This is a genomic window from Lentzea aerocolonigenes, from assembly GCF_000955955.1.
GTDB lineage: Bacteria > Actinomycetota > Actinomycetes > Mycobacteriales > Pseudonocardiaceae > Lentzea > Lentzea aerocolonigenes_A.
The window spans coordinates 1-15571 of record NZ_JYJG01000465.1 but is presented as its reverse complement, the minus strand read 5'-3'; the positions used below and the strand labels follow the sequence as shown (position 1 = coordinate 15571).

Genomic DNA, 15571 nt, shown 5'->3' with positions numbered 1-15571 from the left:
GGCGACGGCGTTTGCAGGAACTCCCGCAGGTCCGTGGCTGCGGACCCTTGGAATCAACCGTCTAGGCGGGACGACGTTGTCCGCCTGCGGGCCCTTCTGTCCCTGCGTGACCTCGAAGGAGACCTTCTGGCCTTCCTGGAGCTCACTTTGGCCTCGGAAACGCTGGTGGTCGACGTCTCCTGTGACAAGGTTCGGTGCTCACCGGCGCCTGGGACTGCAGCGAAATCGTCCGGCGTGCCATCGAGATCCGCGACGAACCGTCCTGAACCCCCCACATCCTCTCGTTCCAGCATCGATCATCGGAGTACCCGCATGCCCACGTCTGACTGCAAACCACTGCACCGGCCGGCCACTGCGACGCTGCCGGCATCTGTGCCGTGTGCCCGCACCCGTGGCACGAGCACGACTCGATCGGCGTTCGCTACTGCACCGCGACCACGGCTTCCGCGTCGGCCCGAGGCTGCGTCTGCCGGTGACGTACGACACCTGATGTCACCACGGGAACTGAACTGGCCACGGCGGTGTTGTACGCGGTGGTCGTCGAGTTTTGTGTTCGTGGTTCATCACGCTCGCGGAAACGATGTTGCGGGCGCCTCTTTCTTCATCTTGCAGGACAAGCCGGAGAAGTCGCCGTCCGAAACGCGATGTCTGACGTCTTCGTGCACTACTCTGAGATCGACGGCCGCCGCTACCGCAGCCTCGAGGACAGCCAGCGCGTCGAGTTCGAGGTCAGCCAGGCCCCAAGGGCCCGCAGACCACCTCCGTCCGCGTCGTCTGACCTCACATCGTGCTCCTACCAGCTGACACACGCTGACGGAGACACCGACCCCTCATCACGCCGGTTTTGCCGCCACCACACCACGAGTTCGCGTCACCGGCCAGCCGCAAGCATGCACAGGACACGAAGAGAGCCGGAACCATGAGAAACCAGTACGTGTCACGTCCCGAAACGCAGCCCACGACTGCGCGCTCGGCGAATGACCTGTTCAGCCACCCGGAGACACACCACTCACTGGCGAACCCCAATCCCCCCGACGACGAGCAGCGGTCCTACGAGAACCTCTTCCACGAGCCGGCACCGACACCGCGAAGGCCAGTTTGAACACCGGCAAGCCGTCGCTTGGCAGCAGCGGTGCACACTCCACAAAGGACACCGAGCGCATGTCTCACACTCCAGCAGGCGCTGCGGTCATCGTCCGACGTCTACGCCTCGCCGCCGGATTCCTCGCATCCGAACGCGGATGGGTCTCGGAACGCCTGACCGCGCTCGGTCTGCCGTTGCGGTCATTCCGCGACGACCAGATCGACCTGGAAATCAGCCTGAAGGACCGTCAGGGTGCCGGGCAACGACTCACCCTGGAATGCTGGATCGACCAGAGACCACGCCTGCACTTCGTCGCCACATCCTCGGAGCGCGATCTGCCCACGGCACTGAGCGAGGTCTGCGACGAGCTGATCCGGCAGGTCGACGAGGCCAAGACGCGCACCGACCCACGCAGCAACCGCGCACTGAGGCTGGTGCCCGGATTGCCCAAGCACGAATAGGCCCACGCAAGCGTGCTGAGCGGGGCGACACAGACGAACGGCGTCTCCCGGTCGCAGCCGTGCAGGACAACCGCAAGCGCTTGTCCGACAACGGTTTCCGTCGCTGTTCACCGACGTCCCCGCCTTGGTGGAGCCAGGCCGGCAAAACGGCAACGCAGACGTTCAGGGTCGCCGCGTCCACGGTCACCCGCCGAACGCGTCCTGAGGCGAAGTGCCGCTCACCCCGCTCGAACGACTGCACTGGCCTTCGGGAGTGCTGGACTGGTTCGGGCAGTGGTCGGCCAGGACGCCGCGATGTCCTTCGCAGTACCGAGCTCGAGCGGGCCCGCGCGTCGATAGACGCGCAGGGGCGGCAACGGGCGGCCGCCCCTGCAACTGCTCAGGTTCTCGTTCGGGGTCGAATTGATCTGCTTTCAAAAGAACAAGTGAGTTCTTTTGTGATGGCGCCATGAGCGCTGGCCGAGCAGCTCAACCCTGCTCACTCGGCCACAGTTCAACGCCTCTCAGGCGTGCAGCAACTGCGCGTTGGCGACTGTCGACTCCTGCTCAATGGAGTTAATGAGACCGCCCCACTCCGGAAGGAGGACTAGAGCGAGGATCAGCGCCACTCTCGTGATCAGCACGGCGGTGAACCTAACACTAAGGTATGACGCCAGTCCAAGCGGGTCGGCAACTCCCAGGAGAGAGCGCTCTCACCACCGACCGCAGGATACGCCCAGTAGACGCGTCATTCGATCGTGTGCGTATCACCTGGGTGTAGGCGATTACTCACAGGCAAATCGGACTCGCGCAAAGTAGCCCCACCACGGGCCCGCGGATCCGGAATGAATCGCCGTGTCGCACTGTGCTCGACGAGGTGCGTCAACAGGAGGTCGTCACCGTGGCCGGAAGCGCTGCGCAGCAGGTCAGCAGCTCGGCTCCAGCAGCGGCTCGCCGATGCGGGATCGTTTTCGACCGCATGGACATGACCGAGCACGTGCAACGCACGTGCTTGCGCGCGAGGATGGCGACAAAGGCGAGCTGCTTCTTCCGCGGCATCAGCCGATTGCACGAAAGACCCGAGATCGTAAAGCGTTTCCGACAACGTCAGCAAGGCTTCGCCCCGACCCGACTTGTCACCACTGCGCAAGTGAGCATCGAGTGCCCTTTCGCAACAGCTCAACGCTTTGACGTTCTCGCCGTGTTCATGGTATATCTTGGCGAGTTCCGCAAAGGTCGTACCTTGTCCGCGGACGTCGCCCACTTCTTCTCGTATTACGAGCGCTTGTTCGTGATAATCGAGCGCCACATCGTCCCGCTCCATTTGATGATGCGCATTGGCGAGTTGATCCAACGCGTATGCCTCAATGCTGCGGGCGCCCATGTCCTTGAGCAGGTCGAGCACCTGCTCGTAGATCTCTACGGCGATGCGCGGCTGGCCGACCTCGAGATGAACGCTTCCGAGGTTGTGCCTGCACACAGCGCTGAGCTCGCGCTGCCCGAGTTCGTCGGCCAGCGCCACGCCATCGCGAAACATCTGCCGCGCCTCGTCGTATCGACCCAGCCAGTGCAATACGAGACCAAGATTGTTGAGTGTGCCGCACTCACCCTCCCGGTTCTCGACGGCACGCGCAGACGACAGCGCGATCTCATGACTGAGCCTCAGATCCGTGTACAACCCGAAGCGATCGTATGTTTCATTCATGTTCGCGGCGAGGCGCCAGGCGTGATCATGGAATCCCTGCCTGGCCGCATGCGAAACAGCCGCCGCGAGATTGGTCTGCTCCTGAGCGAACCAATCAAGTGCCGCCGCGGAGGTCTCGAACTCGACCGCGTGACGCCAGGACATTCCATCCAGCACGGGAACCTGCGTTCGGTCGGGCGTCACCTGGCGCGCCGCGTTCGACGTTGTTGCGAGGTACCAATCAAAGACGCGGGGAAGTACCAATTCCCGCTGAGCGAGAAAATCCTCACGACGTGCCAGATCCGCGGCATAGCCGAAGATGAGGTCGTGCAGCCTGTACCGGCGAGCCGAGACCTGCCGGACCAGGCTGGCCTTCGCCAAGATCCTCAGGTGCTCCCGAACCACGGACGCGTCCTCGCCGACGATGGCGCAGGCGGCCGAGATGTCGAACTCGGGGCCGGGGTGCAGGCCAAGACGACGGAAGCTCAGCGCGACCGCGGCGGGCAACGCCTGATAGGACCAGGAGAAGGCGGTGGACAACATCGTGTACTCGTCGTCGTTGTCCGCCGAGTCGAGCGAGCCGAGGCCCTCGTGCTGTCGCAACTCGCACGCCAGGTCCAGCAATGAGGTGTACGGGCGGTCGACGGCGTGCTGAGCGATGATCCGCAGACTCAGGGGAAGCCCCGCGGCGAGGCGAGCCAGAGCGGCCAGGCCTTCATCCTCGCGTGAGCGGCCCTTCCCCTCGAGCTCTGCCAGCAACAGACCGATGGACTCGTCCGGCGTCAGCGGTGGAACCTCCATCGTCCGCACGCTGTCGCGGATCGTGAGGCCGGTGAGCTCGGCCCGGCTGGTCACGAGGCAGCAGCAGCCGGTCGTCGCGGCGAGGATCGGGCGGACCTGGGCGCTGTCACGGGCGTTGTCGAGGATCAGGAGGACCTTCTTGCCGCTCAACGACCTCTGCAGCCGAACACGTCGTTCGTCGACGGTCAGCTTGTCGAGTGGCACCCCCAGCGACGCCAGCAGGATGGCGATGGCGTCATCCGGCGCCATCGGTGCTGTGGGCCCGTAGCCGGACAGGTTGATGAACAGGTGGCCGTCGGGGAAGAGGGACTTCCGCTGATGCGCCCACCGGGTCGCAAGGCTCGTCTTGCCCGCGGCCGGCATGCCGTGCAACGCGACGACCGGCCCCTGCGCGGTGGTGAGAAGAGCGTCCAACTGGACGAGAAGTTCTTTGCGGCCGGTGAAGTTGTGTATGTCCCTCTCCAGCTGCTGCGGCGGCTTCGGATCGATCATGCTCCTGACGACGGCGGTGCCCGCCTGCTTGCGGAGAACGGACTGGTAGAGCTCGCGCATCTCCGGGCCCGGTTCGGCGCCGATCGCGTATTCCAGCCGGGAACAGAACTCGGCGTAGAACTCCAGCGCTTTCGAGTACTTGCCCATCCCGTCGAGCGATCGCATGTAGTGGCGCGCGAACATCTCCTCGGTGTCGTGTTCGTCGACCAAACGGCCGACGGCACTCATCACTTCGCTGTATTCGCCCATCTGCAGCTGACTGTCGAACAACACGTAGTAGGCGGGCAGGCGGTCGAATTGCTCCATCTGGGCACGGCAGTGATCCGACCAGGTTCCGCCGAGATCGGCGAGCGGCTTGCCGTGCCACAATTCCAGCGCTTCCTGAACCAGCGTTTTAGACAAAAAGTGGTCATCGATTGAAGAAGCTTGTCTAGCTTTTGTCACCAAATGCCGGAAACGGTGCAGGTCGACGAGCATCGGGTCGAGATCAAGCCGGTAAGCTGCACCTTCCTTGCGCAACTGGCCCCCGGAACCCGACTCGGCGAGAACCTTGCGCAGCCTGCTGATGATGGGGTGCAGCCGTCCTTTAGAGACTTCCAGAGTCTCTCCGCGCCACAGTTCGGCGATGATCAAATCTATGGACACAGGACGTCCGACGTCGTGGAGAAGCAATGCCAAAACGCCGCGCTGTTTTGCCGTGCCGAGGTGGACGCCGTGGTCACCTATCAGCAAGGACGTCTTCCCGAAGATCTTGAATTCCACCAGCGTCTCACCCCTCGCTGGCCCGCTTGCGCACCAGGGCTACCAGTGTGCCCTTTGCACCGGATTTTCAGCAGGCCGAATGTTCTCAATTGCTCCGAATCGGTGAAACGGGTACCAGGCATATGGAGGGGGCAAGTTCTCGGCAAGTCGGCGGGCAAGCGCGATCCGCATCCTTGGTTCCAACGGGGTGGCCGCTGAACCAAGGGGGAACTTCATGACACGTGCTGAGTGGTTGCAGGTGCCGGTCGGGCTGGACGCGCCCCGGTGGGTGACGCGGCCCGGCCTGCTCAACGTGCTGGTCGTCGTGCACACGGTCACCAGCGGCCAGAGACTGTTGGAGGTGATCGAGCTGGTGGAACGGGACCCGCGGCTGCAGGTGACCTTCGTCCAGGCACCGGACGTGTTCAGCAACGGTGTCGACGACTTCCTGCGCAGCACCGGTGGTCTTGTCCTGCAGTGGGACCAGGTGATCCGCGAACGCTTCGACCTCGCGGTCGCCGCGGGGTACGGAGGGCTTCAGCACCTGCACGCGCCGTTGCTCGTCGTGCCGCACGGCGCCGGCTTCGGCAAGACGCACTCGGGCACGTCCGCCGTCTACGGCCTGGACGCCCAACGGCTGATCCACAACGGCCGGATCCTCCCCGACGCCGTCGTGTTGTCGCACGAGGACCAGCTGGAGGTGCTTCGCGCCCAGTGTCCGCAGGCCGTCGACGCCGCCGTCGTCGCGGGCGATCCCGGTTACGACCGGATGGTCGCGAGCCTGCCGCACCGCGACCGCTACCGGGAGGCCTTGGACATCAGGCCGGAGCAGAGCTTGGTCGTGGTCAGCTCGACCTGGGGCGGGCAGTCCCTGTTCGGGCGGTGCGCGGAGCTCTTCCCCCGCCTGCTCGACGAGCTGCCGTCGCGGTACCGCGTTGCCGCGCTGATGCATCCGGCGGTGTGGTTCGGCCACGCACCACGCCAGATCAGGTCGTGGCTCGCCGACTGCGTGGACGCCGGACTCGTCGTGATCGGTCCGCACGTCGACTGGCGGGCTGCCGTCGTGGCCGCCGACCTCGTCGTCGGCGACCACGGTTCGGTCCCCGTCTACGCCTCGGCGATCGGGACGCCGGTCGTGCTGGTGGATCCGGGACTGCAGGCCGTGACCGCGAGCGGATCACCGCAGGATCTGTTGCGGCACAACGCCGTGACCTACCACCACGCGTCGTCCCTGCCCACCATGTTCGAAGAGGCGCGAGCACGGAGCGAACGGCTGCGGGAGGGAGTCGTGGAACGCCTGACCTCACGTCCCGGCCGCTCGACCACCCTGATCAGAGAAGCCATGTACCGGCTCCTGGGTGTTCCGGTGCAGGGAAAACACCGTGCGCCGGCACCGGTGACGGTCACGCCGGAGGAGTGCCGATGATCATGGCGGTGGCCGAGGACGGCCGGACCCTGGACCTGTCCCCCGACGGACCGCTGGTGGACTGCCTCACGTGGGACGAGCTCGCCGAGTCCGTGACGATCTCGCTGCACACCTGGTTCTCCACCGGCCTCGACCTGAAGCTGCTCGTCCGCCACGGTCTGCCGGTGTGGTGCGCGCGGCACCGCATCGCCAGAGCGGAAAGTCCTTGTGGGCGGCTACAAGTCGCTCAATGAACGCAGACGATCGGACACGACGCCTGCTCTGGAAGATCCCAGGGAGGTGAGAAGGTGGACCGCCTGCTGCAGGTGGTCCACCGCGGTGGCGGTGTCTCCACGATGCCGCGCGACTTCCGCGATCACCTCGTGCGAGTGGGCGGCCCCGTCGTGCGAGCCGACCTGACTCATCATGGCCAGGGCTTCTTCCGCCACTTCACCGGCGCGCACGAAGTCCTGCGCGTGACAGTGCACCCACGCCTGCGCCACGAAAACACGCGCGGTGTTGTACGGATCCGGCTCGGCCAGCCCGCCGAGGATGACCTTCGCCTCGGACAGGTGCGTCAGAGCTTCGTCGTTGCGGCCGAGACGGCTCAACGCCGTCCCGAGATGGATCAAGCTCAACGCGAGGCTGCGGTCCGCGTTCAACGCACGGTTGAGCTCCACCAGTTCCGTGAACTCCACGGCTGCTTCAGCCACTCGATCGGTGTCCGCGTAGAGCAGTGCCAACCCCTCGCGCGCGTCGGCCACGCCCCGCTGGTCACCGCCGGCTGCCGCGACCGACACCGAACCACGCAGGTGCTCTTCCGCCTCGCGGTGCCTGCCGAGCGTCGTGCAGACACGACCGAGCCGCTTCAGCATGTCGGCCTCGGCGAACGCGTTCCCCCATCGGCGAGCGGCCTCGACACCTCGCAGGTCGATGTCGAGCCGGTCGTGATAGTGCTTGCGGTGCAACAACAAGGGCCACACGACGTCCGAGAGGTGCCAGGCGAGGTCCGGCCATCCCTTTTCCAGGCTCACCTGCCCCGCGGTGATGAGGTTCGCGCGCTCCAGCTCCAGCCAGGAGAGGGCTTCGTCGCGGTCGGCGAACTGCGGCCGCGAGGTCGGGTCGGCGTGGAAGACGTAGTCCAACCGGCGCCGGTGCGGCGTCACGATCCTGTCGGCCACCATCGCCCCTGCCAGGTACCACTCGAGCACGTGCCGCAGTGCGAAGTCCCTGTCCCCCTGGTGGTCCTGTTGCCTGGCGTGGAGCTTCACCAGGTCGTGGAACCGGTAGCGGTCCTCCGCGATCTCTTCGAGCAGGCTGCTGTCGACCAGTTCCTCGATGAGGCGGCTGACCTCGGGAAGCCCCTGACCGAGCAACGACGCCGCGACGGCCGGGCCGAACGTCTGGCCAGGATGCAACGCCAGCCGGCGGTACACGACGGCGGTCCGCTCGTCCAACGCGCGGTAGGACAGGTCGAACGTCGTCTGGACGGAGAGTTCGTGGGACGGTGACAACATCGCCAGGCGCAGTTGCTCGTCAGCGAGTTCGGAGACGACGCGCCCGACGGACCACTTCGGCCGCGCGACGAGGCGTGCCGCCACGACCCGCACCGCGATCGGCAGACCACCGCACAGGTCGACCAGAGCCTCCGCACGATCCTGCTCGTCCGCGATCCGGTTGCCTCCCAGCGTCTTCGCCAGCAGCGTCACCGCCGACGAGGCGGCGAGAGGGCGGATGTCCAGCAACCGTCCCCCGTCGACGACCAGATCGGTCAGGCGCGTGCGGCTCGTGACGACGACGGCGCTGGACGACGAATTCGGCAGCAATGGGCGCACTTGCCTCGCCTCGCGCGCGTTGTCCAGGACGACCAGGAGCGACTTGCCCGCCGTGAGCGAGCGGTACAGCGCCGCCTGCTCGGCCAGGTCGGCGGGGACACTCTGCGGTGCGACACCGAGACTGCGCAGGAAGAGCCCCAACGCCTCTGCCGAGCTCATCGGCCTGTCGCCGCTGAACCCACCCAGGTCCACGTAGATCTGCCCGTCCGGGAAGCGGTCGTGCACCCGGTGGGCCCACTGGAGCGCGAGCGCGGTCTTGCCGATGCCGCCCGGCCCGGCCAGCACGGCGAGCGTCCGTTCACCCGGCACGAGCATCTTGTCCAGCTCGGCGAGATCCGACGCGCGATCGGTGAAGTGCGCCGGTGCCGGGAGCAACTGCTGCGGTACGGGCAGCGTGGCCTCTGAGTGGATGTGGATGTCCCCGTGGACGGCTCCGGCCTGCACCACGCCACCCTGAACCGAGCCCGACATCTCGTTGTGCACGCCCGCGCCCATGGCACCCCCGCTGTGCACTCGCACCTGCGCAACAAGACGACCGTACGGCGTTTTGCACGCAAAGCTGGTCAAAACCACCCGTGACGACCAACACGCGCGTGGATCTTGTCCGTTCACCGGACGTGACCGGGCGACATGCGGTACATCCCTGGACAAAACGACCATTCACCCGACAAAGGAATGTCGGGCCGCAAGCCTACAAATGCGCCACAAATAGTTGAGTGTGAATAAGTTAGTACTTGTTAACGATCGTGCGGCAACAGATCCTTCTCGTGCTCCGCCAACACATTCACCTCGACGAACGTCCGGCTCCCCCTGCAACCGCGGAGCCGGTCGGTTCGCCCTGCAACGAGGAGAACAATGCAAGCGAGACGTAGTTTCGTGCTGGCCGCGGCCGGATCGCTGGTCGCTGCCGTGCTCACCCAGACGGGCGCGCACGCGGCCCCGCAGCCCCAGCCGAGCCAGACCGCCGAGGCGATGGCGGTGGACGCGGCCGCGAGCCTCGTCGACAGCCGGCCCGCCCAGCTGCACGTGAGCCAGAACGACGCGTTCATCCGGCACAACACCATCTCGTCCACGAACGGCCTCAAGTACGTCCCCTACGAGCGGACCTACAAGGGGATGCAGGTGGTGGGTGGTGACTTCGTCGTCGTCACCAACTCCACCGGGCAGGTTCTGCAGACGTCGGTCGGCCAGAGTTCGACGATCGACATCGCCGACGCCAAGGCGTCCACCACCAAGGCTCAGGCCGAGGCCACCGCGAAGACCGCCATGTCCACTGTGGACAGCGTCGGCGCCGCGGAACAGGTCGTCTTCGCGCTCGACTCCACGCCGAAGCTCGCTTGGAAGGTCTCGGTCGTCGGCCGGGACTCCGAGGGCCCGAGCAAGCTCGACGTGATCGTGGACGCGGCGAACGGCAAGGTGCTGCACACGCAGGAGCGCGTGCTGCACGGCACCGGCAACAGCGGGTGGAACGGTCCTTCCGTCCCCCTCGCCACCACGCAGTCCGGGTCGACGTTCTCGATGAAGGACCCGAACCTCACCAACGTCAGCTGCCAGGACGCGGCGAACAACACGACGTTCACCAAGTCCAGCGACACCTGGGGCAACGGCACCGCGACCAACCGCGAGACCGGGTGCGTCGACGTGCTGTTCGCGGCGCAGACCGAGTCCAAGATGCTCACGCAGTGGCTGGGCCGCAACGGGTTCGACGGCAACGGCGGCGGCTGGCCGATGCGCGTCGGCCTGAACGACCAGAACGCCTACTACGACGGCAGCCAGGTGCAGATCGGCAAGAACACCGCGGGCCAGTGGATCGGTTCGCTCGACGTCGTGGCGCACGAGCTCGGCCACGGCATCGACGACCACACGCCGGGTGGTATTTCCGGTGCGGGCACGCAGGAGTTCGTCGCGGACGTCTTCGGCGCCTCCACCGAGTGGTTCGCCAACGAGCCGTCGCCTTACGACACGCCCGACTTCCTCGTCGGCGAGACGATCAACCTGGTCGGCAGCGGCCCGATCCGCAACATGTACAACCCCGCCGCGAAGAACCACGCGAACTGCTACAGCAGCTCGATCCCGAGCACCGAGGTCCACGCGGCCGCCGGGCCCGGCAACCACTGGTTCTACCTGCTCGCGCAGGGCACGAACCCGACCAACGGCCAGCCGACGAGCACCACGTGCAACAACACGTCGATCACCGGCCTGGGCACCGAGAAGGCGCTCAAGATCTTCTACAACGCCATGCTGCTCAAGACCTCCGGCAGCTCCTACCTCAAGTACCGCACGTGGACGCTGACCGCGGCCAAGAACCTCTACCCCGGCAGCTGCGCGGAGTTCAACACGGTCAAGGCCGCCTGGGACGCGGTCAGCGTGCCCGCGCAGTCCGCTGACCCGACGTGCAGCGCGACCGGCACGGTCACCGTCAGCAACCCCGGTAACCAGTCCAGCACCGTCGGCACCGCGGTGAGCCTGCCGCTGTCGGCGAGCGGCGGCACCGCGCCGTACACGTGGTCCGCCACCGGGCTGCCCGCCGGGCTGTCCATCAACTCCAGCAACGGCACCATTTCCGGCACCCCGACCACCGCCGCCACGTCGAACGTGACGGTGACCGCGACGGACAGCGCCAACAAGAGCGGCACCGCGTCGTTCAGCTGGACCGTCGGCACGGGTGGCGGCAACTGCTCCGGCCAAAAGCTCGCCAACCCGGGCTTCGAGTCGGGCAGCGCTTCCTGGACGGCGACCTCCGGCGTCATCGGCCAGCACGGCACGCAGGAGCCCGCGCACGGCGGCACCTGGTCGTCGTGGATGAACGGCTACGGCTCGTCGCACACCGACTCGCTGTCCCAGTCGGTGACGATCCCCGCCGGCTGCAAGGCCTCGCTCACGTTCTACCTGCACATCGACACGAGTGAGACCGGCAGCACCGTCTACGACAAGCTGACGGTCACGGCCGGCAGCACCACGCTCGGTTCGTTCTCGAACACGAACGCGGCGTCCGGCTACGTGCTGAAGACGTTCGACCTGTCCTCGTTCGCGGGGCAGACCGTGACGCTGAAGTTCAACGGCACTGAAGACGCCTCGCTGCAGACGTCGTTCGTCGTCGACGACACGGCGGTGACGCTCAGCTGATGAGGAGTGCGGTTGCCGGGCGCTGGAAGTTCAGCCCGGCAACCGCACACCCATCTCGCGGTAGTGCGACGTGGCTTCGTCGCCCCGGCCCAGTCCGCGCAGCGCGTGCGCCAGCTCGATCCGGTAGCCGATGCGTTGTGCCAGCTCCAAAGCATGTCCGAACGAGGCCTCGGCGTCGGCGGAACCCAGCTCCCGCTGCACCGAACCCAGCACGTTCCACGCGCTCGCCAGGTGATCGACCAGCGAGCCGCGCCGCAGGTCCTCCACCACCTCGGACGCGACTGCCAGCGCGCGGTCCAGGTGACCGGCCCTGCGATGACCGGCGGCGAGCTTGATCCGGCCGCGCACGGTATAGTCGGTGTTGCCCACCTCGCGCGCGAGTTCCAGGCCCTCGTAGAGCGACCGCAACGCCTGTTCGTGCTCACCCTGCCTGCTCAGCGTCGCGCCCAGTCCGGAGAGGACGGACGCCTCCTCGCTGCGTTCGGCGATCTCCCTGCTCTGCGCCAAGGCTTTGCTCAGGTGCGTCCACGCCGTGTCGAGGTCGCCGACGGCCAGCGCGATGCGGCCGAGGTTGCCGACGCAGATCGCCAGGATGCGGGAGTTCCCGTCGGCGGCGTAGAGGTCCGCGGCGAGCCGAGTGGACTCGAACGCCAGCGAGTAGTCGCCGAGTCGTTGGTGCAGCATGCCTTTGATGGCGAGCGCGTATGCCTCGCCCACCTGGTCGTCCAGCTCGCGGGCCAGGTCCAGGTTCTGCGTCGCGTACGTCATTGCCTCGCGGTAGCGGCACGCCATGTAGTGCGTGAGCGTGACCTGCGAGAGGTTCACGGCCTGCGCGCGCGTGTCGCCCAGTCGTCGCACCGCTTCGAGTCCGGCTTCCTGCAGCACCACGAGCTCGTCGATGCGGTGCGTGATCATCAGGAAGTGGCCGAGGTGACGGGGCAGGTCGCGCACGTGCCGGTCGGACCCGATGCGCACCGCGTGGGCGCCGGCCGCGATGAGGTTGCGGTGCTCGCCGGTGAACCACGCCAGAGCCGTGGGCAACGTGAACACGTCCGGCATCGACGCCGGCGGGTGCGCGATCTCCGGTTCGGAGCGTCTTCTGCCCGGCTGCAACGCGTCGGCGGCGCGGTCGGCGACGGCGAGGTAGTAGTCGAGCAGGCGTGCGTCGGCCTCCGCACGCCGGTCGGTGTCGGAGACCAGGCTCAGGGCGTGCTCGCGCAACAGGTCGTGCAGCCGGAACCGGTCACGTTCGCGCTGCTCGAGCAGATGGTGGTCGAGCAGGTCCTCCAGCAGGTCCTCGGCGGCGAAGCGCTTGACGCCGAGCAACGCCGCGGCCGCGTGCGCGTCGATGTCCACGCCGGGGTGCGCGCCCAGCAGCCGGAACGCCTGCTGCTGCTCGGTTTCCAGGTACGCGTAGGACAACGCGAACGCAGCCGCGACGTCGCGGTCGTCCATCGCCAGCTCGGATAATCGTTGCTGCTCGGTGCGCAGCCGCTCGACCAGATCCGCGACCGTCCACCTGGGACGGTGCCGCAACCGGGCACCCGCGATCCGCACGGCCAGCGGCAGGTACCCGCACAGTGCGACGAGCTCGGCGGCTCCTTCGCCGCGGTCCTCACCGACGACCCGGCGGAACAGCAGCTCGGCGTCGTCCGGTGGCAGCACCTCCAGCGAGAGAGGCACCGCACCGTCCAAATTGGGCAGTCGGCGCCTGCTGGTGACGATGACCGCGCAGCCGGGCGAACCGGGCACCAGCGGCCGCACCTGGGCCGCGTCCACGACGTTGTCCAGGATCACCAGCGCTTTGCGGCCCGCCATCGCGGTGCGCCACTCGACGACGCGTTCGTCGACGTCGGCGGGGATCTCCTGCGAGCTGACGCCGATCGACCGCAGCAGCACGCCCAGCGCGGCGTGCGGCTGGACGGGCTCGCGGGACGGGGTGAAGCCGTGGAGGTCGACGAAGAGCCGGCCGTCCGGGAATCGGTCCGCGAGCTCGTGGCCCGCCCGGACGGCCAGCGCGGTCTTGCCGACACCGGCCATGCCGTCGATCGAGATGATCCCGCCGCCGGTGTCCAGCAACCGAGCCAGCTCGTCCACCCGGCCGGTGAAGTCGGGCAGGTCGAACGGGAGCGAGTCGGGTGCCCTCGTCTCGGCGACCGGAGCCGGTCCGGGTGCGGGCGCGGGTTCGGCGACGCTCAGGCCCAGGCCCGGATCAGAGCGCAGGATCCGCTCGTACAACGACTTCAGCTCGTGCCCAGGATCGATGCCCAGGTCCTCGGCCAGCAACCGGCGGCACTCGTCGTAGCGGCGCAACGCCTCCGCCTGCCTGCCGCTGCGGTGCAGCGCGAGCATCAGCAGCCCGACGAGCCGCTCCTGGTACGGGTGCGCGGCGCAGAGCGTGATCAGGTCACCGACGACCTCGCGGTGCCGGCCGAGCTCCAGCTCGCGCTCGACCCACTCCTCGGTGACACCCAGGTGTTCCTGCACCAGGCCATCGCGCAGCCGGTCGACCACGGAGGACCCGGCGACCCCGTCGAACGGCGTGCCCCGCCACAGGGCGAGCGCTTTGAAGAGCCCGGACGCCGGATGGTCCGATCCCCTGGCCTCCGCGACGAGCCGGCGGAACACGTGCAGGTCGATCTCGGCGTCCAGCGCGTAGCCGGGTGAGCGCCGCACGATGCCGAGCCCGGCGGGCTTGAGGATCTTGCGCAACCGCGAGACGTAACCGTGCACGAGACCGCGCCAGTCGCCCGGCTGTTTCTCACCCCACAACGCCTCGGCGAGCCGTTCGACGGACACGCCCTGGCCGGCGTTGAGAGCGAGAACGGCGAGCACGCAGCGTTGCTGAGGAGCGCCCGCGGCCAGCCGCTCCCCGTCGTGCCAGATCTCGACCGACCCCAGGATTCCGATCTCCATGACGATCGACACCTTAGCCGTCCAGGTTTCGTGCAGGTGGGGCGTTTAGGTTTTCCACAGCACCTGAAACCGCATCTCAACTGGGGAGACCGGCACTCATGTCCAGACGTCTGTGCGCACTGATCGCCGTGGCGGTCCTGTCGCTGACCGCCCTCACCGCCCCGGTCGCGCTGGCCGAGCCGGCCAGTGGTCCGGAGGGCTGCGCCTACCACGCCGACCAGGCGGGCTTCACCGGCGAGGCGCTGGTCGAGGCGATCGCGGTCGGTATGACCGAGTCGCACTGCCGGCCGGACGCGACCCACCGCGACGAGAACGGCCAGCTCGACCAGGGCCTGTACCAGATCTCCTCGCTCGACGGCAGCCGCAACAGCTGCTACCTGAACCCGGCCTGCAATGCCGAGGTCGCGCGCGGCATGTACGAGGCTCAGGGCGAGAGGTGGCTGCCGAAGTGGAAGGCGAGCTACGGCACGCAGCGCTACCGCGACTGGCTGCCGGTGGCACGGGAGGCGGCCAAGCCGTACCTGGAGCCGCGCATCGGCCGGATCGGCGTCTTGGCCAACGGCACGCTGTCGGTGAAGGAAGGAAATCTGTGGTCGGGCTGGACGACGCAGCTGGGTGGCGTCGCGAAGTTCGAGATCGACGGCAACCGCATCGGTGTGCTGACCACCGGCGGTGACGTCATGGTCAAGGAGGGCGACCTGTACGCCGGGTGGACCACCCAGGCGAGTGGCGCGAAGGACTTCCACCTGGTGGGCAACAGGATCGGTGTGTTGCGGCTGGACGGTTCACTGGCCGTGAAGGACGGCAGCCTGTGGGCGGGCTGGACGGAGCAGACCGGCAACGTCAAGGACTTCGACCTGACCCCCAACCGCATCGGCGTCGTGCTCGACAGTGGTGAGGTCACGGTCAAGGAAGGCGACCTGTACGCGGGCTGGGTCGGTCAGATGAACGGTGCCAAGGACATCGAACTGGCCGCGGGCCGCATCGGCGTACTGCGCGAGAACGGCTCGCTCGTCGTGAAGGACGGCACATTGTGGTCGTCGTGGA

General features: G+C 67.1%; 9 protein-coding genes and 2 pseudogenes. 7 read left to right on the top strand and 4 right to left on the bottom strand.

Translation table 11 applies throughout. The annotated features are described in order from the left end of the window. Positions 1 to 66 precede the first annotated feature (66 nt). Positions 67 to 153, bottom strand: a pseudogene (locus tag UK23_RS54365) (cold-shock protein); the annotation flags it as partial. Positions 154 to 326: 173 nt separating this feature from the next. On the opposite strand from UK23_RS54365, the gene UK23_RS55225 reads away from it, so the two are divergent. The 3 genes and pseudogenes from UK23_RS55225 (at position 327) to UK23_RS43740 (ending at position 1545) form a co-directional block, all read left to right on the top strand. Then, on the top strand, positions 327 to 476 hold the full coding sequence (locus UK23_RS55225; protein ID WP_419503928.1) for an RGCVC family protein: 150 nt from the start codon (positions 327 to 329) through the stop codon (positions 474 to 476). 171 nt (positions 477 to 647) lie between these two features. Continuing rightward, positions 648 to 778 (top strand): annotated as a pseudogene (locus tag UK23_RS50930) (cold shock domain-containing protein); the annotation flags it as partial. Positions 779 to 1161: 383 nt separating this feature from the next. Continuing rightward, the gene (locus tag UK23_RS43740) at positions 1162 to 1545 is read left to right on the top strand and encodes an HPF/RaiA family ribosome-associated protein (protein WP_045317733.1); all 384 of its coding nucleotides are present in this window, start codon (positions 1162 to 1164) and stop codon (positions 1543 to 1545) included. Between the two features lie 727 nt (positions 1546 to 2272). On the opposite strand, the gene UK23_RS43735 is transcribed toward UK23_RS43740, so the two are convergent. Continuing rightward, the gene (locus UK23_RS43735; protein WP_045317728.1) at positions 2273 to 5263 is read right to left on the bottom strand and encodes an AfsR/SARP family transcriptional regulator; all 2991 of its coding nucleotides are present in this window, start codon (positions 5261 to 5263) and stop codon (positions 2273 to 2275) included. A gap of 214 nt (positions 5264 to 5477) precedes the next feature. On the opposite strand from UK23_RS43735, the gene UK23_RS43730 reads away from it, so the two are divergent. Further along, the gene (locus UK23_RS43730) at positions 5478 to 6668 is read left to right on the top strand and encodes a hypothetical protein (RefSeq protein ID WP_045317727.1); all 1191 of its coding nucleotides are present in this window, start codon (positions 5478 to 5480) and stop codon (positions 6666 to 6668) included. Beyond that, complete coding sequence (locus tag UK23_RS43725; protein ID WP_045317726.1) at positions 6665 to 6901, top strand: hypothetical protein; 237 nt, start codon at positions 6665 to 6667, stop codon at positions 6899 to 6901. The genes UK23_RS43730 and UK23_RS43725 overlap by 4 nt, the downstream gene beginning before the upstream one ends. Here UK23_RS43725 and UK23_RS43720 read toward each other — a convergent pair. Then, entirely contained in the window at positions 6884 to 9001 is a 2118-nt protein-coding gene (locus UK23_RS43720; protein ID WP_196778152.1) for a tetratricopeptide repeat protein, read from the bottom strand. The genes UK23_RS43725 and UK23_RS43720 overlap by 18 nt on opposite strands. Positions 9002 to 9337: 336 nt before the next feature. Between UK23_RS43720 and UK23_RS43715 the strand changes: the two genes are divergently transcribed. Further along, positions 9338 to 11608 (top strand): M4 family metallopeptidase, encoded by a 2271-nt coding sequence (locus UK23_RS43715; protein ID WP_156213821.1) that lies wholly within the window; start codon positions 9338 to 9340, stop codon positions 11606 to 11608. 30 nt (positions 11609 to 11638) lie between these two features. On the opposite strand, the gene UK23_RS43710 is transcribed toward UK23_RS43715, so the two are convergent. Beyond that, entirely contained in the window at positions 11639 to 14524 is a 2886-nt protein-coding gene (locus UK23_RS43710; RefSeq protein WP_156213820.1) for an AfsR/SARP family transcriptional regulator, read from the bottom strand. 98 nt (positions 14525 to 14622) lie between these two features. On the opposite strand from UK23_RS43710, the gene UK23_RS49475 reads away from it, so the two are divergent. After that, positions 14623 to 15571, top strand: a 949-nt coding sequence (locus UK23_RS49475) for a hypothetical protein (RefSeq protein WP_196778151.1), incomplete at its 3' end; no start/stop codon positions are given.

Bases quoted from the DNA above. Each gene is read 5' to 3' on its own strand.
- UK23_RS43730 (WP_045317727.1), top strand. From the start codon at position 5,478: ATGACACGTGCTGAGTGGTTGCAGGTGCCGGTCGGGCTGGACGCGCCC.
- UK23_RS43725 (WP_045317726.1), top strand. From the start codon at position 6,665: ATGATCATGGCGGTGGCCGAGGACGGCCGGACCCTGGACCTGTCCCCC.
- UK23_RS43710 (WP_156213820.1), bottom strand. From the start codon at position 14,524: ATGGAGATCGGAATCCTGGGGTCGGTCGAGATCTGGCACGACGGGGAG.
- UK23_RS43715 (WP_156213821.1), top strand. From the start codon at position 9,338: ATGCAAGCGAGACGTAGTTTCGTGCTGGCCGCGGCCGGATCGCTGGTC.
- UK23_RS43740 (WP_045317733.1), top strand. From the start codon at position 1,162: ATGTCTCACACTCCAGCAGGCGCTGCGGTCATCGTCCGACGTCTACGC.